This is a genomic window from Bacillus sp. MMSF_3353 (genome assembly GCF_030733445.1).
In the GTDB taxonomy this organism is placed as follows: Bacteria; Bacillota; Bacilli; order Bacillales; family Bacillaceae_G; genus Bacillus_A; species Bacillus_A wiedmannii.
The window spans coordinates 70,565-92,511 of record NZ_JASHJA010000002.1 but is presented as its reverse complement, the minus strand read 5'-3'; the positions used below and the strand labels follow the sequence as shown (position 1 = coordinate 92,511).

Genomic DNA, 21,947 nt, shown 5'->3' with positions numbered 1-21,947 from the left:
TTTCCATATGTACAAATAAATTGGGCAGAAAAAGCAGCCATTACCCATTATGCCACGTTTTCTGCCCAAAAATATACCGTTATTTTTCGCCCATATTATGCTTCTTATATTGTTGGTTATTACCTTGACGGCCCTTTTCCACACCGTGATTATGAGGACCTGCATTTCCAGTTACGCTTGCTGCGCTAATTCCAGCCTTTGAAGGGTTCTTCTTAAGTTTTGCCATATATATTCCTCCAGTTTCGTCAGATTATAAAAAGGAAAAGTGCATTTTAATGAAGAAAATACACATGTATAGCATAGCCAAATGAAAGAAATATATTTATTTCAGAAAATTTTATCAATAAATATATTGCGAAAATTCAAACTGTATCATATATTTATTAGTAGAGGCTCACTCATTGATTGCGACTTATGTCGAAAAATTGAATGAGCATTCATTCAAGAATAGGGGGAGAAATGGATGTTCCAAATTAAAAAGGCTGCTGTTCTAGGTTCAGGCGTAATGGGTTCAGGGATTGCGGCACACTTAGCTAATATTGGTATTCCGACATTATTGCTTGATATTGTACCACCTGCGCTAACAAAAGAAGAGGAAGCGAAGGGACTTACATTAGAACATAAAAGTGTGAGAAATCGTTTTAGTAATACGGCTGTGCAAAAACTATTAAAGCAAAAACCAGCTCCTCTGACAGTGAAAGGAAATCTAGCACTGATTGAAGCAGGTAACTTAGAAGATGATCTTGAGCGTCTAGCTGATGTAGATTGGATTATTGAAGTAGTAGTTGAAAACTTAGATATTAAAAAGAAACTATTTGAAAAAGTAGATGCTGTTCGTAAACCGGGTTCTATTGTAAGCTCGAATACGTCAGGCATTTCAGTAGAAAAAATGGCAGAAGGTCGTTCAGACGACTTCCAGAAGCACTTCTTAGGCACACACTTTTTTAACCCACCACGATATTTAAAACTTCTAGAGGTAATACCGACGAAAGAAACAGATCCACAAGTATTAAGCTTCATGAAACTATTTGGCGAAGATGTTCTTGGAAAAGGCGTTGTTATCGCAAAAGACACACCAAACTTTATTGGAAACCGCATCGGTACGTATGGTTTATTAGTAACTCTTCAAGAGATGATAAAACGCGGCTATAGCATTGGGGAAGTTGATTCTGTAACAGGCCCACTTATTGGTCGTCCGAAGAGTGCAACGTTCCGTACATTAGATGTTGTCGGTTTAGATACATTCGTACACGTTGCAAATAACGTATATGAAAACGTACAAGAAGAAGAGCGTGATGTATTTAAAGTACCAGCTTTCATGCATGACATGCTTGATAAAAAATGGCTTGGAAGCAAAACAGGTCAAGGCTTCTTCTTAAAACAAGGAAAAGAAATTTTAGAACTAAATCCTGAAACGATGGAATACGAAGCCCGCAAAAAATTAAAAGCGGCATCTATCGAGTTAAGTAAACAAGAAAAAGGTTTATCGAATAAATTGAAAGCGCTTGTATACGCGAAAGACCGCGCAGGAGAGTTATTATGGAACATCATCACACCAACTCTTTTATACTCTGCAAAACTTCATAAAGAAATTGCTGACGATATCGTTGCAATTGACCAAGCGATGAAGTGGGGCTTCGGCTGGGAGCAAGGACCGTTTGAAGTTTGGGATGCAATCGGCGTTGAAAAGTCCGTTCAAAAGATGGAAGAAAACGGCGTAGTTGTTCCGACTTGGGTGAAAGAAATGTTAGAGAAAGGTTTCACTACTTTCTACAAACATGATAACGGAGATAGCTACTATTACGATAATGGCGAATATAAGCTAATCGAACGTAATAAAAAGGCAATTTCTCTTAAGCAATTAAAAGCGAAAAATGGCGTATTAAAGAAAAATAGCGGAGCAAGCTTAATTGATTTAGGTGACGGCATCCTTTGCTTAGAATTCCATTCGAAGAGCAATGCAATCGGTATGGATATTACGCAAATGATTAACTACGCTGTTGATGAAGTAGAAAAGAATTATAAAGGTCTTGTTATCGGTAACCAATCGAAGAACTTCTGCGTTGGTGCGAACTTAGCAATGATCTTAATGGAAGCGCAAGATGACAACTACTTTGAAATTGAGTTGGTTGTGAAGAACTTCCAAGATGCAATGACGAAAATTAAATACTCTTCTAAGCCAGTTGTAGCAGCACCATACGGTATGACGCTTGGTGGAGGTACAGAAGTTTGTTTACCAGCAGCGAGCATTCAAGCTTCTAGTGAAACGTATATGGGCTTAGTAGAAGTTGGTGTTGGCTTAATCCCTGGCGGAGGCGGTAATAAAGAGCTATACATTAAACACTTAAATAAAATGCCAAACGGTGTAGAGTTTGATCTGCAAAAAGTTGCGAATAAAGTATTCGAATCTGTAGCGATGGCGAAAGTTTCTACATCAGCACAAGAAGCTGTATCGAACAACTTCTTAGGCGATAAAGACGGTATTAGTGTGAATGGTGATCACTTACTATATGATGCGAAACAAAAAGCACTTTCTTTATATGAAGCTGGCTATAAAGCGCCGATTCGTAAAAAGATACCAGTTGTTGGTGAAACAGGATATGCAACTCTTGTACTTGGTGCAGAAGCAATGCACTTATCAGGTTACATTTCTGAACATGATCTTCACATTGCGAAGAAACTTGCATATGTCATCGCGGGCGGAAAAGTGCCGTACGGAACAGAAGTTGATGAGCAGTATTTATTAGATGTAGAACGTGAAGCATTTATTAGCTTAGTAAGTGAGATGAAATCACAAGCAAGAATGCAGCACATGCTTGTAAAAGGAAAGCCATTACGTAACTAATAACGAGGGGAGATATCGTTCATGAGAGAAGCTGTCATTGTTGCGGGAGCAAGAACACCAATTGGAAAAGCAAAGAGGGGTTCATTAAAAACAGTTCGTCCTGACGATCTAGGGGCGTTAGTAGTAAAGGAAACATTAAAGCGTGCGAATTATGAAGGACCAATCGATGATTTAATTTTCGGTTGTGCGATGCCAGAAGCAGAGCAAGGGTTAAATATGGCTCGTAATATCGGCGGACTAGCGGGACTTTCTTACGATGTTCCAGCTATTACAATTAACCGTTACTGTTCTTCAGGGTTACAAAGTATTGCTTACGGAGCGGAGCGCATTATGCTTGGTCACTCGGAAGCTGTATTATCAGGCGGAGCGGAATCAATGAGTTTAGTTCCGATGATGGGACACGTTGTTCGTCCAAATAGTCGCCTTGTAGAAGCAGCTCCAGAATATTATATGGGTATGGGACATACAGCAGAGCAAGTTGCTGTGAAATATGGAATTTCTCGTGAAGAACAAGATGCATTTGCAGTAAGAAGTCATCAACGTGCTGCGAAAGCATTAGCTGCAGGGAACTTTGCTGATGAAACAGTATCTGTAGATGTAACGTTACGTACTGTTGGATCAAACAATAAACTGCAAGAAGAAACAATCATTTTCGCACAAGACGAAGGTGTAAGAGCAGAAACGTCGCTAGACATTTTAGGTAAATTACGTCCAGCATTTAACGTTCGCGGTTCTGTAACAGCTGGTAACTCTTCACAAATGAGTGACGGTGCAGCATCTGTACTATTAATGGATCGTGAAAAAGCAGTGAGTGATGGCATGAAACCACTTGCGAAATTCCGTTCATTTGCAGTAGCTGGTGTACCACCAGAAGTAATGGGAATTGGCCCAATCGCTGCAATTCCAAAGGCGTTAAAATTAGCTGGTTTAGAGCTATCTGATATTGGCCTATTCGAACTAAATGAAGCATTCGCTTCTCAATCGATCCAAGTTATTCGTGAACTTGGTTTAGATGAAGAAAAAGTAAACGTAAACGGCGGTGCAATAGCACTTGGACATCCACTTGGCTGTACAGGAGCAAAACTAACACTATCTCTTATTCACGAAATGAAACGCCGCAACCAACAATTCGGTATCGTAACAATGTGTATCGGCGGCGGAATGGGAGCAGCAGGAGTGTTTGAATTACTATAAAAAAAGTGGAAGTGGCTTGCTCAGAACAGGAGGGCGTTGGAAGCCCTGACGTAGAGGCGCTTTTTGCCTCACAGGAAGGGATGAAACGACCGATTGTTCTAGCCGCTGGAACTGGATTATGAAAAAAAGTGGAAGCGGCTCGCTCAGAATGTGAGGGGGATGGAGCTTCAGACGTAGAGGCGTTCTTTGCCTCGCAGGAAGAAGAGAAGCCACCGAACATTCTAGCCGCTGGAACTAGATTAAAAAAAGTGGAAGCGGCTCGCTCAAAATGAGACGCCGCCAATACAAAGAATGGAAGCAACAAAGGTTTATAAAAAAGAAAATTGAGAGCCAGCTTCTTTCAAAAAGAAAGAAGCTGCTTATGAAAATATGAAGGAGGAAATTTTTATGGAAAAAACAGTAGGAAATGCGGTTAAAGGCGGTAGCTTTTTAGTTGATGAGATTACGATTGATCAAGTGTTTACGCCAGAGGATTTTTCATCTGAGCATAAAATGATTGCAAAAACGACAGAGGACTTTATCGTAAATGAAGTTCTTCCAGAGCTTGAATATTTAGAGCAACACGAGTTTGATCGTTCTGTTCGTCTTTTAAAAGAAGCTGGGGAACTTGGTTTATTAGGCGCTGACGTACCAGAAGAGTACGGCGGAATTGGCCTTGATAAAGTAAGCTCAGCGTTAATCGCAGAGAAATTCTCGCGCGCTGGTGGTTTTGCAATTACTCACGGTGCTCACGTAGGTATCGGATCATTACCAATCGTGTTATTCGGTAATGAAGAGCAAAAGAAAAAGTATTTACCATTACTTGCAACTGGTGAAAAATTAGCGGCATACGCATTAACAGAGCCAGGTTCAGGGTCTGATGCATTAGGTGCGAAAACAACTGCACGTTTAAATGCAGAAGGTACACATTACGTATTAAATGGTGAAAAACAATGGATTACAAACTCTGCATTCGCTGACGTATTTATCGTATATGCAAAAATTGATGGAGAGCACTTCTCAGCATTTATCGTAGAGAAAGAATATGCTGGCGTATCTACAAGCCCAGAAGAAAAGAAAATGGGTATTAAATGTTCTTCAACTCGTACGTTAATTTTAGAAGATGCATTAGTACCGAAAGAAAACTTACTTGGTGAAATCGGTAAAGGTCATATTATCGCGTTCAACATTTTAAATATCGGCCGTTATAAATTAGGTGTTGGTACAGTTGGATCTGCGAAACGTGCAGTAGAAATTTCAGCACAATATGCAAACCAACGTCAACAGTTCAAACAACCAATCGCTCGCTTCCCATTAATTCAAGAGAAACTTGCGAATATGGCAGCGAAAACATATGCAGCTGAAAGCTCTGTATACCGTACAGTAGGTTTATTCGAAAGCCGCATGAGCACATTATCTGAAGAGGAAGTAAAGGACGGTAAAGCAGTAGCAGCTTCTATCGCTGAATATGCAATCGAGTGTTCTTTAAATAAAGTATTCGGTTCTGAAGTACTAGATTATACAGTTGATGAAGGTGTTCAAATTCACGGTGGTTACGGATTTATGGCAGAGTATGAGATTGAAAGAATGTACCGCGATTCTCGTATTAACCGTATTTTCGAAGGAACGAACGAAATTAACCGCCTAATCGTACCAGGTACGTTCTTACGTAAAGCGATGAAAGGTGAATTACCACTTCTTCAAAAAGCACAAAAATTACAAGAAGAGTTAATGATGATGATGCCAGAAGAAGTAGGCGATGAGCCATTAGCACTTCAAAAATATTTAGTAACTAACGCGAAGAAAATCGGCTTAATGGTAGCTGGATTAGCTGCTCAAAAATACGGTAAAGCATTAGATAAAGAGCAAGAAATTCTTGTGAATATCGCTGACATCGTAAGCAACCTTTACGCAATGGAGTCAGCTGTTCTTCGTACAGAGAAAGCAATTAAAACAACTGGTCTTGAAAAGAATAAACAAAAAGTGTTATACACTGAAGTATTCTGTCAAGAAGCATTCAACGAAATCGAAGCAGATGCGAAAGAAACACTTATCGGAGTTGAAAACGGCGACATGCTGCGCATGATGTTATCATCATTACGTAAATTAACTCGCCACACACCACTTAACGTAATTCCGAAGAAACGTGAAATCGCTGCGAAAATTTTAGAAGATGAGCGTTACACAGTTTAATAGCTGTAAAGAAAAGTAGTCGTATAAACGGCTACTTTTCTTTTTTTTTTTTTTTGCAAAAATGAAAATTTTAGTGACAAAAAACTAATACCATTAGTATAATGAAACTAATGATATTAGTTTTCGTGAAAAGGGAGCTGGAAATATGAGAGTGATACATGAAAAAACGGTATATCAATTGTCATTTTTGCCAAGAGTGTTTCCTGTGAATTGTTACTTTGTCGAGGAAGAAGATGGTTTAACTTTAATTGATGCGGCTTTGCCATATAGCGCAAAAGGAATTTTACAGGCGGCTGAGAAAATAGGGAAACCAATTACTAAGATTGTATTAACACATGCGCATGATGATCACATCGGTGCATTAGACGCATTAAAGGAAGTGCTTCCTAATGTTCCAGTCTATATTTCTAAGCGGGACGCAAAGCTTTTAGAAGGAGATACGACGTTACAAAAGGATGAACCGAATATACCGATAAAAGGCGGTGTACCTAAAAAGGTAAAAACGGTACCTGATGTTTTATTGGAAGATGGCGACCGAGTTGGATCGCTTCTTGCGATTATGACGCCGGGACATACGCCAGGCTCCATGTCGCTTCTTGATGTACGAAATAAAGCTCTGATTGTCGGGGATGCCTTCCAAACAAGAGGAGGTATGGCTGTTTCGGGACAAATGAAATTTTGGTTTCCGTTTCCTGCGATGGCAACGTGGAGCAAAGAAATATCATTACAAAGTGCAGAGAAGCTAAGCGAATATGAGCCTTCCTTACTTGCGGCAGGACATGGGAAAATGATAAAGAATCCAGGTACTGTCATAAAACATGCTATTAAGGAAGCTAAGCGGAATATAGAAAGTAGAAAAGAGGGTTAATTTATGTCACCAAGAATCGGACTTACATTACAGAAAATTGTAGAAACAGCAGCAGAAATTGCAGATACAAATGGAATACAAGAAGTAACGTTAGCTTCATTAGCGCAAACATTAGGGGTACGTTCCCCCTCGCTATACAATCATGTGAAAGGTTTACAAGATGTACGGAAAAATCTTGGCATTTACGGAATCAAACAGCTGTATAACAGACTGGAAGAAGCGGCCGAGGGTAAACGGATGGATGAAGCAATTCATGCTTTGGGAGAAGCGTATGTAGCATTCGTACGCAAACATCCTGGACTGTATGAAGCAACTTTTTTACGAGATGAAGAAGTAAGAAAAGCAGGTGACGGAATTGTAAAGCTTTGTCTTCAGGTGTTACAACAGTACGGCTTAGAAGGAGAGAATGCACTTCATGCGACACGTGGATTCAGAAGTATTTGTCACGGGTTTGCGTCGATTGAACAGCAAGGGGGATTTGGTCTACCGTTAGATTTGGATATAAGTTTACATGTATTATTGGAAACGTTTATTAAAGGATTACATGTAATGAAAGAGTGAATAGGAAGCGAGACAGTCAGCAACCTTAGGAGAAATTCTAAGGTTTTTTAGTGTATATGATTTCAAAAGAACAGAATACTAAAGGAGAATGTATGAAGAAAGGTAGGAGTATTCTATGCAAAATTTAACAGAGCTTGAAGTAGAAAACTTACGCCATTTAATTGGTGGACATGCAACAATTATTAATAAGTTAGACCAGTACGCACAGGCTTGTACAGATCCACAACTGAAACAAATGCTACAAAAGGATGCACAAGATGCACGAAATACGAAACAGCAATTGATGACTTTTCTAGGATAGGAGGAAGCGACAGATGAATGAAAAAGATATGGTAAATGATTATTTAGCAGGATTGAATGCAAGTTTAACAAGTTATGCAAATTATATTTCTCAGTCTGATAATAAACAGTTACATCAAACGTTAATCCAAATTCGTAATCAGGATGAGATGCGTCAACGTAATATGTATGAGTACGCAAAGCAAAAGAGTTATTATAAGCCAGCTGCACCTGCTAACCCAATGGTTGTACAGCAATTAAAAGGTCAATTAAGTGCGGAATAATGGGATGAAGAAACGAGCGAATGAAGTCGCTCGTTTTTTTGTTTTGGGCATGTCAATAAATATATAATAAATATTTTTTCAGTTGTAACAAATATGAAGAAAATGGAATATAACAATTCACAAAAAGGACAAAAGTTTGCTCAATATTTCACAAAGTATCCATGGTTTATATCGTGGGAATCTCTATAATTAGGAGTGTAAAGAACAAAAGAAATAGATTATATGATCAATTAGGAGAGATTGCTATGAAAAGAAATACAAGAAAAATTGCAATTATCGGTACTGGATTAGTTGGATCAAGTTGTGCATATTCCATTGTAAATCAAGGCATTTGCGAAGAACTATTATTAATTGATATAAATCATGAACGTGCAGTTGGGGAAGCAATGGATTTATCACACTGCATTAACTTTACAAATACAAGAACAAAAGTATATGCAGGAAGCTATGAAGACTGCAAAGATATGGACATCGTTATTATTACAGCAGGACCAGCACCAAAACCTGGACAAAGTCGCTTAGATACTTTAGGAGCGAGTGCGAAGATTATGGAAAGCATTGTTGGCGGCGTAATGGAAAGTGGATTTGATGGTATTTTCTTACTTGCATCGAACCCAGTTGATATTATTACATATGAAGTGTGGAAATTATCTGGATTACCTAGAAATCGTGTGATCGGTACTGGTACATCACTAGATTCTTCTCGCTTAAGAACAATTTTATCTGAAATGTTGCATGTAGATCCTCGTAGTATTCATGGGTATTCTCTAGGAGAACATGGTGATTCTCAAATGGTTGCTTGGTCTCACGTAACTGTTGGCGGAAAGCCGATTCTACAAATTTTAGAAGAGAAAAAAGACCGATTTGGTGAAATAGATTTAGATGAAATTGTTGAGAAGACTGCAAAAGCTGGATGGGAAATTTATAAACGAAAAGGTACTACTTATTACGGAATCGGAAATTCTCTAGCATATATTGCGAGCTCAATCTTTAACGATGATTACCGTGTCATTGCTGTATCAGCTATTTTAGATGGGGAGTACGGTGAATATGATATTTGTACAGGAGTGCCAGCTATTATTACTAGAGATGGTATGAAAGAAGTTGTAGAACTAAACTTAACAGAGGATGAAGAATCTCGATTCGCAAAATCAAACGATATTTTACGTGATTATATGAAAACAATTGGTTACTAACTTATAGGAGAAGGTGAAACAAATGAAGGAATATATAATGTCTCGTGTATTTAAAGCATCTGCTGGAATCGCACAAGGTATTTTCGTATCCCTTGGAATTGGTTTACTAATCGAAAATATAGGAAGAATTGTTGATATTCCATTGCTTATTACAATCGGAGTTGTTGCAAAATCGCTTATGGCACCAGCCATTGGTGCCGGAATTGCCTTTATGCTCGGTGCAAATGGTCTTGTAATCTTCTCGGCTATGGTAGCTGGAGCGATTGGTGCTGGATCCATTTCAATTACTGAAGCAGGTCTAATTATTAAAACAGGTGAGCCAATCGGTGCATTATTAACAGCAACTTTAGCTGTATATATTGGTAAACGTTTAAGTGGAAAAACTGCGTTAGATATGATGCTCGTTCCATTTGCGGCAATATTAGGTTCTGGTTTAGTTGGTATTTGGTTGTCTCATAATATTACTCCTGTGTTAAATACAATTGGAGCATTCATTAAAGATAGCTCAGCTGGTAGCCCGTTCATCGCTTCTATTGTTATTGCAGTCGTTTGGGGACTATTACTTATCTCTCCAGCTTCATCAGCTGCGTTAGCGATCGCACTTAGCTTAGACGGTGTTGCAGGTGGTGCTGCTCTTGCAGGCTGCGTTGCTCAGTTTATCGGATTCTCTGTAATCTCAGCGAAAGAAAATAATTTAGGCGGCATATTAGCTCAAGCGCTTTGTACTCCGAAAGTACAGTTGCCAAATATCACTAAAAATCCAATGATTCTCGTCCCAACTGTCGTCGCCAGTGCTATAGTTGGTCCAGTATCCGCATTAATTTTCCAACTAGAAGCAGGAAAAGAAATTGCAGGTCTTGGATTAAGTTCTCTTATCGCACCAATTAATTTAATTTCTAGCGAAGGATGGGAAGTTGTCCCAGCGATGGTAATCACTTATATCATCATTCCAGTAGCTGTTTCTTATATACTTTACATTGCTCTTAAAAAAGCAGGTCGTATTCACTCTGGTGATATGACTGTACCGCAATCTTAAATTGAAAATCTCCTTTTATATAGAGAAAAGCAGACTGGAACCCACAGTCTGCTTTTTACATTTTGTGATTTTGTTTTACTGGAACACGTACAGTTTCTTTTGCTAATAAAAGCTGAACGCCGAAGTAAAGTATGCTTGCAAGCGTCATTCCAGAAATGGCGTCTACAAATGCGTGTTGCTTCGTAAATAGCGTTGATAAAATAATAAGCGTACCGAAGAAGGTAAGAATATAATATTCAAAAGCATGTTGTTCTCTACGTTTAAAGGCAGCTAGCATAATCACAAAGGTAGTAAGAACGTGAATGCTAGGGAAACAGTTTACCGGTTGGTCGATACTATAAATATAGCGGACTAGTTCGGAAAATACGTCGGATCCAACGACTGTTGGACGTGGTACAGTTGTCTGCCAAAAATAATAAATAGAAAAACAAGCAAGTTTTCCAAGAATTATACTACTTAAAGTGACATAATATTGTTTTCGATTCGCAAAGCAATAATAAATAAGTGCGCCGTATAAGTAAGGAAACCAAAGTAAATAAGGAATAATAAATGCTTTCACAAATGGAATCCAATCATCTACTACAGTTGTGACATCTACTGCGTGTACAGTAGATTTATTTAATACATCGTAAAGGGGACTTACGAGTACGAGTAGAAGTATATAACTTAACGGAAGAAAAGATGAAAGTTTAAATTTCTTCATGATAATCTCCTATGTTTAGTAATGTAAATAAATTCAATTGATTATAATATAGAAACGTCATTTGAGCTATCGATTTTACTTACATTTTCTTGAATTCACCTTACGTTTTTGTCACTTGACTTAAAAGAAGGGGAGGGTGCTAAATGAAGCGTTTATCGTATTTCTTATTTTTTATATTGATATGCCTAGTCAGTGCGGGGTGTGCAAAGGATAAAGAAGGAGAGAAATTAGAATATAACGGAAGAGCACTCGTAATTGGAGTTATTGGAGAAAAGCCGAAAGATACGTTTAGGAATATAAAGTTTGAGGAAATGAAGTTAGAGGAACTGGAAAAGAAATCTAAGGAAGTGGATGGTTTTTTAATAATGAAAGATCACTTTCAAGAAGCCTCAACAGAGCAGTATAAAAATGTATTTTCATCGCTAAAGAAACCAGTATTTTTTATCGGTTTGCAAGATAAATCATATTCAACGTTTATTACAAAGGGGATAGAGTATAACAGTGCACGAAAAGATGTAAATGCTATGTATACGCAAGGCTTTGCAAATATCGGAAGTGGTGAAGGACAACAATGGGCAGTCGGTTTGTCCAATGGTGGAAATACTGAAGAAAGTATTCATAATATGTATATCGTCGTATTTCAAACAATTGCAGATTATTTGAATAGATGATGAAGGAGCCTGTAAACGAGGCTTCTTATTTTTTTATGTAGAAGCATATAACAATGTGATTGAGAAGCTCACGAAAGCTTTACAATGTATGCCAGATGCATTCGCTGCTGTAATGATACCGATTTATAATTTTATATCAGCTATTGCAGATTTAATTATAAAGTTTTAATGAAGCGCATCCAGTATTAGCTCGTTTTATCAAGGGGTAATAATGTTAGTTCCACATCTCCCTTTGCGATTGGTATTGGTTTGTGGGCATGCAAGCAGTTTTAGCTTCAGTATGGCCAATAATCGTTCCTGTTGAGACTGGACTTGCGGTTATGAGTGGCTACGGTATGGTTAGTGATGTCTGCTTGAGCAGGAATTGCAGTAGGATATTCATAGGCATATAAACATGTTTATTTATATAATCGTTTACTCTTTCTATATCTCACTACATCATAACGACTATGCCATAGTTATGTAATGGGTTTCTGTTAAAAATTAGTATTAAATATCTTAATTGAAGTGCACTGCATTTCTACCCATTCATTTGCTATATCTTGCTCGATTCCTTCTACATCAATTAGTATTATACTATCGTAGATATTTAGTGTTGCTAAGCTATCCTCACTGTTATAATCTAGCTTAGCAATTACTTTAAAGCCTTTACTATTCTGAATTATTGCATTTGCATTTTTATCTGAAAAGGTTATATTTGTATTCCATATAAATTCATTATCTATATGTATTTCTACATTATAGTTTTTGTGTTTTTCTGGCTTATCGCCATCCCACTCAGCGATAAATTGATTGCTATCTACTTGAACTAAAACTTTATATCCATCTAATAATTTGTCTGATATATCCACTATTTTAATATTCATTGCTTATTACTCCTTTTTATTTTTTATATGATACTCTAACAAGGGGATTGTCAACATTCATCATGTTATTTACTGGGTCATAGGTCCATTTTTCTTTATGAAAGAAAAAATGTAAATAAGAGGATATTTATTGTGAGGATAAGGGGGAATGATGTTGAAAACTATTAAAAACACACTATTATTTGTTCTATGTTTGGTGGTTCTTAGTGGTTGTTTTACAAGAGAGGGAACGATTGTTGGTGGTAAAGTTTATGGAGGTTCAAATAGTATAGATGGGAAGTATAAAAAATTCACTGGTTTTGCAACTCAAGATATGAATGTAAAAAAAGGTGAAAGTTGGGCATTCTCTTTTGATGATAAAACTAAGCAAGGAACCATAAAGGCTTATGTTTTAGATTCAAATGATAATACAATACTGGAAGTTACTAGTGGAAACAGTAAAAATAATATTAAAGTATCTAAAGATGATACATATAAAGTTAAAATTATAACAGAAGAACATGGTGGAGAATTTGAAATATCATGGAAAAAAGAAAAGTAGTTAAGTTAATAAGTAGAGGAATAGTATTATGTTCTTAGGATTTGAATGGCTTCCAAAGAGATGGGGGAAAAGAAAAGTTTCAGCAAGCAAAATTTGCTGATGAAGGAAAAGGGAGTTTGATTATTACTTATGCTATAGATTTATATGTAATATCTATTCCTTTAAAAGTAAAGAAATATAATTCACTTTAATTTGTATTGAATATAGAAGTGATTATGCTATGAAAGTCATGTGTATACATGGCTTTTTCTTTGCAGTAATTTCTTACCTGTTGGTTCTATCGCATCCGCTGTAGCGTTATGCGGCGGGCTATTCATTATGGTAGGTAGCCAGGAACAGGGATTTCCCCTTATTTCAAGGGCTGGGATTGTCTATATAGTGGTTCAAATGATTTCGTTATTTATGCGATTACTTGTTGGGATTGCTAAAGCTATTTTGCCCTACACTAGTAGGACTTTTTTATTAACAGTAATTCCTCAATATGCAAGAAATATGCAAATATGCATATTGTATTTATTTGGATATTTTGTTAGATGCCCCTGAAAGTATATTGGTTATTTTAGGCGCAATTGCTTTATATGATTTCACAAAAGAAACATCACCAAAAGACGCATCCATTTAAATGCGTCTTTTTTATTTGCAGTAATTTCTTCAACATCATGGCATACTCTCACTATTACGGTCAAAATCGTTAGTTCCTTTTATCTGTACATCTTTGTCATGTAAAGTGTTTCCAGATTTTGTGACTATAGGATGAAATGGTTAAATAAATGTTTGTTTGAGATGTATGTTCGGTAGGAAGAAACCGATGCAGCCCAAGGGTTAGAAAAGAAAAATAGGGAGCTAATCAAACGTTTGTTTAAGATGTATGTTCGGTAGGAAGAAACCGATGCAATTCAAGGGTTAACAAAGAAAAATGTGGAATTAATCAAACGTTTGTTTAAGATGTATGTTCGGTAGGAAGAAACCGATGTAGCCCAAGAGTTAGCAAAGAAAAATAGGGAGTTAATCAAACGTTTGTTTAAGATATATGTTCGGCGAGTGATGAGAGAAGAATCTAAAAAAATATATATTTATTTTTTCTTAACAAATGGCGGGAAAATAAGGAAAATTCGCAGGATTATTAAAATTTATCACGAAATAAGTAAAAGTTTAGCGAATAATCGTTTGAAATAATAAAACGTTTTCTATATGATAAAGGTAAAGGTTAGTAAAAAAGTAGGTGAATTTATGACAGTAACATTTTATTCATATCCAAAGTGTGGCACATGTCAAAAAGCAAAGAAATGGTTTGAGGCAAACGATGTAGCATATGAGATGATTCATATTGTTGAAAATCCACCATCAAAAGAAGATTTACGTAATTTACATGAAAAAAGTGAATTACCATTAAAAAAATTCTTTAATACAAGTGGAATGCGTTACCGCGAACTTGGTCTGAAAGATAAGTTAAAGGATGCAAGTGAAGATGAAATGTACGAACTTTTAGCATCTGATGGCATGTTGATTAAACGTCCAATCGTAACAAATGGAACGAATGTAACACTTGGTTTTAACGAAGAGCAGTTTGAAAGTGTGTGGAAAAAGTACCAATAAGGTATTTTTACATAATTAATACATTCACTGGAGGTACAGTCATGAGCATTCCAAATAATTTACGTTACTCTGAAGAACACGAATGGGTAAAAACTGAAGGTAATGAAGTTGTTATCGGTATTACTCACTTTGCACAAGGTGAGCTAGGCGATATCGTATTCGTTGAACTTCCTGAAGTAGGTGCAACAATCGAAGCTGACGAGCCATTCGGAAGCGTAGAATCTGTTAAAACAGTTTCTGAGTTATACGCACCTGTAAGTGGTAAAGTTGTAGCAGTAAACGAAGAATTAAGTGACCAACCAGAACTTGTTAACGAATCTCCATACGAGGGTGCATGGATGGTTAAAGTTGAACTTTCTGATGCAAGCCAAGTTGAGAAGTTATTAACTGCAGAAAAATATGCAGAAATGACAAACCAAGACTAATTATAGTCGACTAAAGGACAGCCTTTGTGCTGTCCTTTTTTATTTTGTGTAAAATAATGAACGTAGAATCATATACTAATTATCGTGTAGGAGAACGTTTTTTGAAAAAACGATTTCGTTTAATTTTTTATTGTCCAGCTCCACCTCCTAGCCCTTCATGTCTAAGAACCTTCCGCACGAGAAGACAAAAAGCGTCTTCTGTGCGAAAGAACCTTAGCCAACAGGGTTAAACAGTCGGTTCCGCTTTTCTTTATTGTCCAGCTTCAGCGGCTAGATTGTTCGGTGGCTTCGCTTCTTCCTACAAGGCAAAAAGCGCCTTTACGTCAGAAGCTCCATCCCCCTCACAATCTGAACGAGCCGCTTCCGCTTTTCTTTGTGATCCAGCTTCAGCGGCTAGAACAGTCGGTCATTTCATTCCTTCACTTGAGGCAAAAAGCGCCTCTAGTTCAGGAGTTCCAATGTCCTCTTGTTCTGAGCAAGCCGCTTCCGCTTTTCTTTTGCAAAAATAAACAGGAAACAACATGAAAATAACGAATATACTATATACTAAGTTAAAGGTTGTATAGTATATGGTGATCGGGTGATGACATATGATTTATGTAGAAAAAGTCATTATTGTAGAAGGTAAATCAGATAGAAGAAAGATTGAATCTATTATTCGTGAACCGGTGGAAATTGTTTGTACAAATGGTACAATTGGTTTATCGAAAATGGATGAGCTCATTGATCAGTTTTTTGATAAGGAAGTGTATGTACTAGTGGATGCTGATGATGCTGGAGAAAAGTTAAGGAAGCAATTTCGAAAAGAATTTCCGCAAGCAGAGCATATTTACATTGATCGCTCGTACCGAGAAGTGGCAACTGCGCCATCTTCACACTTAGCAAATGTATTATGGGGAGCTGACATTGACGTTTATACAGAATATTTACGGTAAGGAATGATAGAAGTGATTGATTGGACAGGAGCCGAAGCTACAGCCCTAATAGAGAACGAAGAAAAAACAGTGTTATATGTATATACTCCAATGTGTGGAACATGCCAATTAGCAAAAAAGATGTTAACAGTTGTTGAGCTGACAATTGAAGACCTCCAAATTGGAATGTTAGATTTAAATTATGCTCCGCATTTAGCGAAAGAGTATGGAATCGAAAGTGTACCGTGTTTACTTGTTTTTGAAAATGGGACACTCATGAAGAAGATATATGCATTTCATTCGGTTGAATATTTATATACGGAATTAAAGTAGGCGGCAAAGTTTTTGCCGCCTCGACATATTTCTCGGGAAATATGTCGAGATGCAGGGTGGTTACAGTATTTGTCGAGCGAAAGTAACAGGATTGCTCTTTAGTGAGAGGGAATGGTATGTGTAATAGAAAGTGATATGAAGGATGTGATTTAGGGTGAAATTATATTCTTTGCTGCAATCATTTGTAAATTACGCTAATGGTCAATATCATTTAGAGCCGCTTTTAAGACAAGGAGAAAAAACTGTTAATTTCCGCTTTGGAGATGAAAGTTGTTCGTTACAAATTTCAAGAGATTATATAGAGCTGCTACATGAGGAAAGAGGAACGGAGCAAATCGTTTGTGTAGATGAGGAAGATGTAAAACAATTGGTGAATGGAAATGTACGATTGCAAATGCTAATGAACGATGGACGTGTACAATATTCGGGAACGTATCGAACGATGCTATTAGTTGAATCGATGTTCCATATATGTAAACCGATGTCAGTAGGCGCTTAAAATTCTGAAGTTTCATTTTTTACGAAAATTTCTGTTGACATGGTGTGTGGATATTGATACAATTCAATTCATAAAATATAGACAATTTCATAAATTACAAATCAGACGAAAATGTAATCTGATTTCTCTTATCAAGAGAGGTGGAGGGACTGTGCCCTGTGAAGCCCGGCAACCGTCAACTTATGTTGAAATGGTGCCAATTCCTGCAAAGCAAATGCTTTGAGAGATGAGAGAGAGGGATAATGTTGTTATATACGCATATAAACCTTTCTGCTTCTCTAAAGCGGAAAGGTTTTTTTATTGTTTGAATGTGGAGGACATTCAAACAATAAAAGTAGTGATAATGGTGGATTACACGCATTAAAAATAAAAAATTGCGGAGTCGACCAAAAATCTAGCTTCAGCGGCTAGAACAGTCGGTCGTTTCATCCCTTCCTATGAGGCAAAAAGCACCTCTACGTCAGGGATTCGGGCGTCCTCTTGTTCTAAACGAGCCGCTTACGCTTTTTAAACAAAAAAAGGGGTGAACATCATGATCTTGTTAGAAAATGTAAAGAAAATATATAAAGCAAAAAGCGGTGATGTCACTGCTGTAGATAATGCCAATTTAAAAATAGACAAAGGTGAAATATTTGGTGTGATCGGATATAGTGGCGCTGGGAAAAGTTCTTTAATCAGATTATTCAATCAGTTAGAGAAACCAACTTCTGGCCAAATTACAATTGCAAATCGTGTGATTTCAGCAATTACAGGGAGTGAACTTCGTAAGGCAAGGCAAGAAATCGGAATGATTTTTCAGCACTTCAACTTACTTTGGTCACGAACTGTACGCGAAAATATCGAGTTCCCACTTGAAATTGCAGGTGTTGATAAGGCGAAGAGAAGAAAACGAGTGGATGAGTTAATTCATCTTGTTGGATTAGAAGGAAGAGGGGACGCGTATCCATCTCAGCTGAGCGGAGGACAAAAGCAACGCGTTGGTATTGCAAGAGCATTAGCTAACAATCCACAAGTGCTTTTATGTGATGAAGCGACATCAGCTCTTGATCCAGAAACGACAGATCAAATTTTAGATTTATTATTAGATATTAATAAGCGTCTCGGTTTAACAATTGTACTCATTACACACGAGATGCACGTGATTCGAAAGATTTGTAATCGAGTGGCGGTAATGGAGAAAGGGAAGATTGTAGAAACGGGTCCAGTACTTGATGTATTCCGCAATCCGCAGAAAGACATTACAAAGCGATTTGTACAGCAGTTAACGGATTCTGAAGATACAAATGAAACGATTGAAAGTTTAATTGAAAAGTATCCAGATGGTAAAGTAGTTCGTTTGCAGTTTATCGGTGAAGCTGTAGAAAGACCAGTACTTCAAAGATTAATGCAACGCAGTGATATAGAAGTTAGCATTTTGCAAGGAAACATCGCCCAAACAAATAACGGCTCTTACGGTAGTTTAGTTATTCATTTAAATGGTGAGGAAACAGCGATTCAGCAAGCAATAGAGGGAATACATCAAGATCAAGTAGAGCTGGAGGTGATTGCACATGGATAAGTTACTCACAAATATTGATTGGAATCAAATGTTAGAAGCAACTGGTGAAACGTTATATATGACGGCAATCGCAGCTCTTGCCACATTTGTTTTAGGACTAATTTTAGGATTGTTACTCTTTATGACAGCGAAAGATAATTTATGGGAAAACAAATCGGTTAACACGGCAATTGGAGCGTTCGTAAACATTTTCCGCTCGATACCGTTCATCATTTTAATCATTTTATTAATCCCATTCACAAAGATTCTGCTTGGAACAATTCTTGGAGCGAGTGCAGCACTGCCAGCTTTAATTATTGGAGCGGCACCGTTTTACGCGAGAATGGTTGAAATTGCACTTCGCGAAATTGATAAAGGTGTAATTGAAGCTTCAAAAGCAATGGGAGCAAAAACAAGCACTATTATTTTGAAAGTATTAATTCCAGAATCGTTACCAGCATTAGTATCTGGTATTACGGTTACAACAATCGCTTTAGTAGGCTATACAGCAATGGCGGGGGTTGTTGGTGCTGGTGGCCTTGGAACACTTGCTTATTTAGAAGGATTCCAGCGAGGAAATAACGATGTAACAATCGTTGCGACAATTTGTGTATTACTAGTGGTATTTTTCATTCAGTGGATTGGTGATAGTGTAACGACTCGAATAGATAAACGATAATAAAAAAACAGGAGGATGTTTCAAATGAAAAAATTATTACTTACAGCACTTATTTCAACTTCTATTTTTGGGTTAGCTGCTTGTGGCGGGAAAGATAAAGATGAAAAGAAACTAGTTGTGGGGGCTTCTAACGTGCCGCACGCTGAAATTTTAGAAAAGGCAAAACCGTTACTTGAGAAAAAAGGAATTGAATTAGAAGTGAAAAAGTTCCAAGATTACGTGTTACCAAATAAATCGTTAGCGGATAAGGATTTAGATGCAAACTACTTCCAGCATATTCCGTATTTAGAAAAAGAAATGAAAGATAAAAAATATGATTTTGAAATAGCAGGGAAAATTCACTTGGAACCAATTGGTGTATATTCTCAAAAGTATAAGAGCTTAAAAGAACTTCCAGACGGGGCGACAATTATTATGAGTAATTCCGTTACTGACCATGGACGTGGTTTAGCAATTTTACAAAAAGAAGGCATTTTAAAAATTAAAGACGGAGTAGATCCAGTTAGTGCAACTCCAAAAGATATTGCAGATAATCCGAAAAACTTAAAGTTCAAAACGGATATCGAGCCTGGTTTGTTACCACAAGTGTATAACAATAAAGAAGGCGACGCTGTTTTAATTAACTCGAACTATGCAATTGATGCGAAATTAAATCCAGAAAAAGATGCAATTGCAATTGAAGGTGATGATTCTCCATACGCAAACGTATTAGTGGTTCGTAAAGGTGATAAAGATAAAAAAGGGATTAAAGAGCTTGTAGAAGTATTGCATTCTAAAGAAATCGAAGACTTTATTAATAAAGAATATAAAGGAGCGGTTGTTCCTGTAAAAGAATAATTGCTGAAAAGAGCTGGTGTATGCCAGCCTTTTTTATAACTACATAACTATAGGGGAGAAGGGGACATCATATGAAAAAGATTCTATTGTCAGTTGTTACAGCGCTGTCTGTATTTACATTAGCTGCTTGCGGAGGGAAAGAAGAGAATAAGCTTGTGGTGGGAGCTTCTAACGTGCCGCATGCTGTTATTTTAGAAAAGGCACAGCCGATACTAGAGAAAAAGGGCATTAAATTAGAGATTAAAAAGTTCCAGGATTATGTTTTGCCGAATAAAGCGTTAGCGGATAAGGAAATTGATGCGAACTACTTCCAACACATTCCTTACTTAGATAAAGAAATTCAAGAAAAGGGATATAAAATTGTAAACGCAGGAAAAATCCATTTAGAGCCAATGGGCATTTATTCTAAGAAGTATAAAAGTTTAAAAGAATTGCCAGATGGCGGAACAGTTATTATGAGTAATAACGTAGCGGAGCGTGGCCGTATGCTCGCATTGTTACAAAAAGGTGGCGTTATTAAATTAAAAGACGGTGTAGATGTTGTTAAAGCAACAGTAAAAGATGTTGTAGAAAATCCGAAAAACTTAAAGTTTAAAACAGATGTAGAACCGGGACTTTCACCGAAGTTATATGAAAATAATGAAGGTGATGCTTTATTCATTAATTCAAACTACGCAATTGATGCGAAATTAAATCCAACAAAGGATGCAATTGCGATTGAAGGATCAGACTCTCCGTATGCAAATATTATTGCAGTTCGTAAAGGTGACGAGAAGAAAAAAGAAATTAAAGAACTAGTAGAAGTACTGCATTCAAAAGAAATTCAAGATTTTATTAATAAAGAATATAAAGGTGCTGTACTTCCGGTAAGTGAATAAATATAAGGGAAGGACTGGAAAATTACCAGTCCTTTTTTCTTTATATAAATAAGAAGAAAGGTGTATCATATAAAGATGCAAGGGAAATACTTATATACATTTGTGAAAAAATTGTTACTTTTTTTCGTCGTTTGCGATATCATTTTATTTGATATAAAATTAGAATGAGAATAAAATGAGAATATGAACGTTTTAGGAATTTTTAAAATGTATATAGAGGATTAATGGAGGTATTGAGATGGCTGGTTCTACATTAACGGTTAAAGACTTACACGTATCAATCGACGGTAAAGAAATTTTAAAAGGTGTAAACCTTGAAGTAAAAGGTGGAGAAATCCACGCAATTATGGGACCTAACGGAACAGGTAAATCAACTTTATCTTCTGCAATTATGGGTCACCCAAAATATGAAGTAACAGAAGGTAGCATCATCATCGACGGTGAAGATGTATTAGAAATGGAAGTAGATGAGCGCGCACAAGCAGGTCTATTTCTAGCAATGCAATATCCAAGTGAAATTAGCGGAGTAACAAACGCTGACTTCTTACGTTCTGCAATTAACGCACGTCGTGAAGAAGGCGATGAAATTTCTCTTATGAAATTTATCCGTACTTTAGATAAAAACATGGAATTCCTAGAAATGGATCCAGAAATGGCACAACGTTACTTAAACGAAGGTTTCTCTGGTGGAGAGAAAAAACGTAACGAAATTCTTCAATTAATGATGATTGAGCCAAAAATCGCAATCTTAGATGAAATCGACTCAGGTCTTGATATCGATGCATTAAAAGTTGTATCTAAAGGTATTAACCAAATGCGTGGCGAAGAGTTCGGTTGCCTAATGATTACGCATTACCAACGTTTATTAAACTACATCACTCCAGACTTCGTTCACGTTATGATGAACGGTCGTATCGTTAAATCTGGTGGCCCTGAGCTTGCACAACGTCTAGAAGCTGAAGGTTACGACTGGATTAAAAAAGAATTAGGTATTGAAGACGAAACAGCAGAGCAAGAAGCGTAAGAGAGGAGC

The 21,947-nt window shown here is 37.0% G+C and carries 26 protein-coding genes, 1 pseudogene and 1 riboswitch; of the genes and pseudogenes, 24 read left to right on the top strand and 3 right to left on the bottom strand.

Annotation, left to right across the window (positions count from 1 at the left end):
* Positions 1-79 precede the first annotated feature (79 nt).
* Complete coding sequence (locus tag RBB48_RS05760; protein WP_001096344.1) at positions 80-226, bottom strand: YuzL family protein; 147 nt, start codon at positions 224-226, stop codon at positions 80-82.
* A gap of 237 nt (positions 227-463) precedes the next feature.
* On the opposite strand from RBB48_RS05760, the gene RBB48_RS05755 reads away from it, so the two are divergent.
* The 10 genes from RBB48_RS05755 to RBB48_RS05710 all read left to right on the top strand — a co-directional run bounded on the left by RBB48_RS05755 (position 464) and on the right by RBB48_RS05710 (position 10,435).
* Positions 464-2,845 (top strand): 3-hydroxyacyl-CoA dehydrogenase/enoyl-CoA hydratase family protein, encoded by a 2,382-nt coding sequence (locus tag RBB48_RS05755; protein ID WP_000486366.1) that lies wholly within the window; start codon positions 464-466, stop codon positions 2,843-2,845.
* 21 nt (positions 2,846-2,866) lie between these two features.
* Entirely contained in the window at positions 2,867-4,039 is a 1,173-nt protein-coding gene (locus RBB48_RS05750; protein ID WP_001206340.1) for an acetyl-CoA C-acetyltransferase, read from the top strand.
* 128 nt (positions 4,040-4,167) lie between these two features.
* On the top strand, positions 4,168-4,311 hold the full coding sequence (locus tag RBB48_RS05745; protein WP_306007458.1) for a hypothetical protein: 144 nt from the start codon (positions 4,168-4,170) through the stop codon (positions 4,309-4,311).
* A gap of 115 nt (positions 4,312-4,426) precedes the next feature.
* On the top strand, positions 4,427-6,211 hold the full coding sequence (locus RBB48_RS05740; RefSeq protein ID WP_483861669.1) for an acyl-CoA dehydrogenase family protein: 1,785 nt from the start codon (positions 4,427-4,429) through the stop codon (positions 6,209-6,211).
* 145 nt (positions 6,212-6,356) lie between these two features.
* On the top strand, positions 6,357-7,079 hold the full coding sequence (locus RBB48_RS05735; protein WP_306007456.1) for an MBL fold metallo-hydrolase: 723 nt from the start codon (positions 6,357-6,359) through the stop codon (positions 7,077-7,079).
* 3 nt (positions 7,080-7,082) lie between these two features.
* Entirely contained in the window at positions 7,083-7,640 is a 558-nt protein-coding gene (locus RBB48_RS05730) for a TetR/AcrR family transcriptional regulator (protein WP_306007455.1), read from the top strand.
* 115 nt (positions 7,641-7,755) lie between these two features.
* Positions 7,756-7,941, top strand: a complete 186-nt coding sequence (locus RBB48_RS05725) for a hypothetical protein (protein ID WP_001180550.1) — start codon at positions 7,756-7,758, stop codon at positions 7,939-7,941.
* Positions 7,942-7,954: 13 nt separating this feature from the next.
* Complete coding sequence (locus RBB48_RS05720; RefSeq protein WP_097891384.1) at positions 7,955-8,203, top strand: spore coat protein; 249 nt, start codon at positions 7,955-7,957, stop codon at positions 8,201-8,203.
* Positions 8,204-8,448: 245 nt separating this feature from the next.
* Positions 8,449-9,399, top strand: coding sequence for an L-lactate dehydrogenase (locus tag RBB48_RS05715; RefSeq protein ID WP_306007454.1), 951 nt, complete (start codon positions 8,449-8,451; stop codon positions 9,397-9,399).
* 22 nt (positions 9,400-9,421) lie between these two features.
* Complete coding sequence (locus RBB48_RS05710) at positions 9,422-10,435, top strand: PTS sugar transporter subunit IIC (RefSeq protein WP_000666174.1); 1,014 nt, start codon at positions 9,422-9,424, stop codon at positions 10,433-10,435.
* Between the two features lie 55 nt (positions 10,436-10,490).
* Here RBB48_RS05710 and RBB48_RS05705 read toward each other — a convergent pair whose 3' ends face one another.
* Positions 10,491-11,138 (bottom strand): phosphatase PAP2 family protein, encoded by a 648-nt coding sequence (locus tag RBB48_RS05705; RefSeq protein WP_048542336.1) that lies wholly within the window; start codon positions 11,136-11,138, stop codon positions 10,491-10,493.
* A 143-nt stretch (positions 11,139-11,281) separates the two neighbouring features.
* Between RBB48_RS05705 and RBB48_RS05700 the strand changes: the two genes are divergently transcribed.
* The gene (locus tag RBB48_RS05700; protein WP_088064739.1) at positions 11,282-11,809 is read left to right on the top strand and encodes a hypothetical protein; all 528 of its coding nucleotides are present in this window, start codon (positions 11,282-11,284) and stop codon (positions 11,807-11,809) included.
* A gap of 55 nt (positions 11,810-11,864) precedes the next feature.
* Positions 11,865-11,978, top strand: a complete 114-nt coding sequence (locus RBB48_RS05695) for a tail length tape measure protein (protein ID WP_088064738.1) — start codon at positions 11,865-11,867, stop codon at positions 11,976-11,978.
* Between the two features lie 307 nt (positions 11,979-12,285).
* Here RBB48_RS05695 and RBB48_RS05690 read toward each other — a convergent pair whose 3' ends face one another.
* A complete protein-coding gene (locus RBB48_RS05690) occupies positions 12,286-12,675 on the bottom strand; it encodes a hypothetical protein (RefSeq protein WP_088064737.1) in 390 nt (129 codons plus the stop codon).
* A gap of 151 nt (positions 12,676-12,826) precedes the next feature.
* On the opposite strand from RBB48_RS05690, the gene RBB48_RS05685 reads away from it, so the two are divergent.
* The 12 genes and pseudogenes from RBB48_RS05685 to sufC all read left to right on the top strand — a co-directional run bounded on the left by RBB48_RS05685 (position 12,827) and on the right by sufC (position 21,938).
* Positions 12,827-13,216, top strand: a complete 390-nt coding sequence (locus RBB48_RS05685) for a hypothetical protein (RefSeq protein ID WP_137012389.1) — start codon at positions 12,827-12,829, stop codon at positions 13,214-13,216.
* 523 nt (positions 13,217-13,739) lie between these two features.
* Positions 13,740-13,838: pseudogene (locus RBB48_RS05680) on the top strand (DUF3937 family protein); the annotation flags it as partial.
* Positions 13,839-14,446: 608 nt separating this feature from the next.
* Positions 14,447-14,812, top strand: coding sequence for an arsenate reductase family protein (locus RBB48_RS05675; RefSeq protein ID WP_000218969.1), 366 nt, complete (start codon positions 14,447-14,449; stop codon positions 14,810-14,812).
* Positions 14,813-14,853: 41 nt separating this feature from the next.
* Positions 14,854-15,237, top strand: a complete 384-nt coding sequence (gcvH, locus tag RBB48_RS05670; RefSeq protein WP_000026896.1) for a glycine cleavage system protein GcvH — start codon at positions 14,854-14,856, stop codon at positions 15,235-15,237.
* Positions 15,238-15,827: 590 nt separating this feature from the next.
* Positions 15,828-16,172, top strand: coding sequence for a toprim domain-containing protein (locus tag RBB48_RS05665; RefSeq protein ID WP_000640866.1), 345 nt, complete (start codon positions 15,828-15,830; stop codon positions 16,170-16,172).
* 3 nt (positions 16,173-16,175) lie between these two features.
* Positions 16,176-16,484 (top strand): thioredoxin family protein, encoded by a 309-nt coding sequence (locus RBB48_RS05660; protein ID WP_088064734.1) that lies wholly within the window; start codon positions 16,176-16,178, stop codon positions 16,482-16,484.
* A gap of 154 nt (positions 16,485-16,638) precedes the next feature.
* Entirely contained in the window at positions 16,639-16,983 is a 345-nt protein-coding gene (locus RBB48_RS05655) for a hypothetical protein (protein ID WP_000781217.1), read from the top strand.
* A 125-nt stretch (positions 16,984-17,108) separates the two neighbouring features.
* Positions 17,109-17,216, top strand: a riboswitch (SAM riboswitch).
* Between the two features lie 299 nt (positions 17,217-17,515).
* Complete coding sequence (locus RBB48_RS05650) at positions 17,516-18,541, top strand: methionine ABC transporter ATP-binding protein (RefSeq protein WP_088064733.1); 1,026 nt, start codon at positions 17,516-17,518, stop codon at positions 18,539-18,541.
* Positions 18,534-19,199: a methionine ABC transporter permease gene (locus RBB48_RS05645; protein ID WP_000359548.1), complete on the top strand. Its 666-nt coding sequence runs from the start codon at positions 18,534-18,536 to the stop codon at positions 19,197-19,199. The genes RBB48_RS05650 and RBB48_RS05645 overlap by 8 nt, the downstream gene beginning before the upstream one ends.
* A gap of 24 nt (positions 19,200-19,223) precedes the next feature.
* Positions 19,224-20,036 (top strand): methionine ABC transporter substrate-binding lipoprotein MetQ, encoded by an 813-nt coding sequence (metQ, locus tag RBB48_RS05640; protein ID WP_000735093.1) that lies wholly within the window; start codon positions 19,224-19,226, stop codon positions 20,034-20,036.
* A gap of 71 nt (positions 20,037-20,107) precedes the next feature.
* Positions 20,108-20,914, top strand: a complete 807-nt coding sequence (gene metQ / locus RBB48_RS05635) for a methionine ABC transporter substrate-binding lipoprotein MetQ (protein WP_000722406.1) — start codon at positions 20,108-20,110, stop codon at positions 20,912-20,914.
* 238 nt (positions 20,915-21,152) lie between these two features.
* Positions 21,153-21,938 carry a Fe-S cluster assembly ATPase SufC gene (gene sufC, locus RBB48_RS05630; RefSeq protein WP_000929162.1) on the top strand — a complete coding sequence of 262 codons (786 nt, stop codon included), beginning with the start codon at positions 21,153-21,155 and terminating at the stop codon, positions 21,936-21,938.
* The last annotated feature ends 9 nt before the right edge of the window (positions 21,939-21,947 follow it).

What these genes read in the sequence shown, in the direction of transcription:
- RBB48_RS05720 (WP_097891384.1), top strand. Translation starts at nt 7,955, where the DNA reads ATGAATGAAAAAGATATGGTAAATGATTATTTAGCAGGATTGAATGCA.
- RBB48_RS05660 (WP_088064734.1), top strand. Translation starts at nt 16,176, where the DNA reads ATGATAGAAGTGATTGATTGGACAGGAGCCGAAGCTACAGCCCTAATA.
- metQ (WP_000722406.1), top strand. Translation starts at nt 20,108, where the DNA reads ATGAAAAAGATTCTATTGTCAGTTGTTACAGCGCTGTCTGTATTTACA.
- RBB48_RS05705 (WP_048542336.1), bottom strand. Translation starts at nt 11,138, where the DNA reads ATGAAGAAATTTAAACTTTCATCTTTTCTTCCGTTAAGTTATATACTT.
- RBB48_RS05730 (WP_306007455.1), top strand. Translation starts at nt 7,083, where the DNA reads ATGTCACCAAGAATCGGACTTACATTACAGAAAATTGTAGAAACAGCA.
- RBB48_RS05650 (WP_088064733.1), top strand. Translation starts at nt 17,516, where the DNA reads ATGATCTTGTTAGAAAATGTAAAGAAAATATATAAAGCAAAAAGCGGT.
- sufC (WP_000929162.1), top strand. Translation starts at nt 21,153, where the DNA reads ATGGCTGGTTCTACATTAACGGTTAAAGACTTACACGTATCAATCGAC.
- RBB48_RS05700 (WP_088064739.1), top strand. Translation starts at nt 11,282, where the DNA reads ATGAAGCGTTTATCGTATTTCTTATTTTTTATATTGATATGCCTAGTC.
- RBB48_RS05690 (WP_088064737.1), bottom strand. Translation starts at nt 12,675, where the DNA reads ATGAATATTAAAATAGTGGATATATCAGACAAATTATTAGATGGATAT.
- RBB48_RS05760 (WP_001096344.1), bottom strand. Translation starts at nt 226, where the DNA reads ATGGCAAAACTTAAGAAGAACCCTTCAAAGGCTGGAATTAGCGCAGCA.
- RBB48_RS05665 (WP_000640866.1), top strand. Translation starts at nt 15,828, where the DNA reads ATGATTTATGTAGAAAAAGTCATTATTGTAGAAGGTAAATCAGATAGA.
- gcvH (WP_000026896.1), top strand. Translation starts at nt 14,854, where the DNA reads ATGAGCATTCCAAATAATTTACGTTACTCTGAAGAACACGAATGGGTA.
- RBB48_RS05750 (WP_001206340.1), top strand. Translation starts at nt 2,867, where the DNA reads ATGAGAGAAGCTGTCATTGTTGCGGGAGCAAGAACACCAATTGGAAAA.
- RBB48_RS05715 (WP_306007454.1), top strand. Translation starts at nt 8,449, where the DNA reads ATGAAAAGAAATACAAGAAAAATTGCAATTATCGGTACTGGATTAGTT.
- metQ (WP_000735093.1), top strand. Translation starts at nt 19,224, where the DNA reads ATGAAAAAATTATTACTTACAGCACTTATTTCAACTTCTATTTTTGGG.
- RBB48_RS05685 (WP_137012389.1), top strand. Translation starts at nt 12,827, where the DNA reads ATGTTGAAAACTATTAAAAACACACTATTATTTGTTCTATGTTTGGTG.
- RBB48_RS05710 (WP_000666174.1), top strand. Translation starts at nt 9,422, where the DNA reads ATGAAGGAATATATAATGTCTCGTGTATTTAAAGCATCTGCTGGAATC.
- RBB48_RS05755 (WP_000486366.1), top strand. Translation starts at nt 464, where the DNA reads ATGTTCCAAATTAAAAAGGCTGCTGTTCTAGGTTCAGGCGTAATGGGT.
- RBB48_RS05725 (WP_001180550.1), top strand. Translation starts at nt 7,756, where the DNA reads ATGCAAAATTTAACAGAGCTTGAAGTAGAAAACTTACGCCATTTAATT.
- RBB48_RS05645 (WP_000359548.1), top strand. Translation starts at nt 18,534, where the DNA reads ATGGATAAGTTACTCACAAATATTGATTGGAATCAAATGTTAGAAGCA.
- RBB48_RS05735 (WP_306007456.1), top strand. Translation starts at nt 6,357, where the DNA reads ATGAGAGTGATACATGAAAAAACGGTATATCAATTGTCATTTTTGCCA.
- RBB48_RS05740 (WP_483861669.1), top strand. Translation starts at nt 4,427, where the DNA reads ATGGAAAAAACAGTAGGAAATGCGGTTAAAGGCGGTAGCTTTTTAGTT.
- RBB48_RS05675 (WP_000218969.1), top strand. Translation starts at nt 14,447, where the DNA reads ATGACAGTAACATTTTATTCATATCCAAAGTGTGGCACATGTCAAAAA.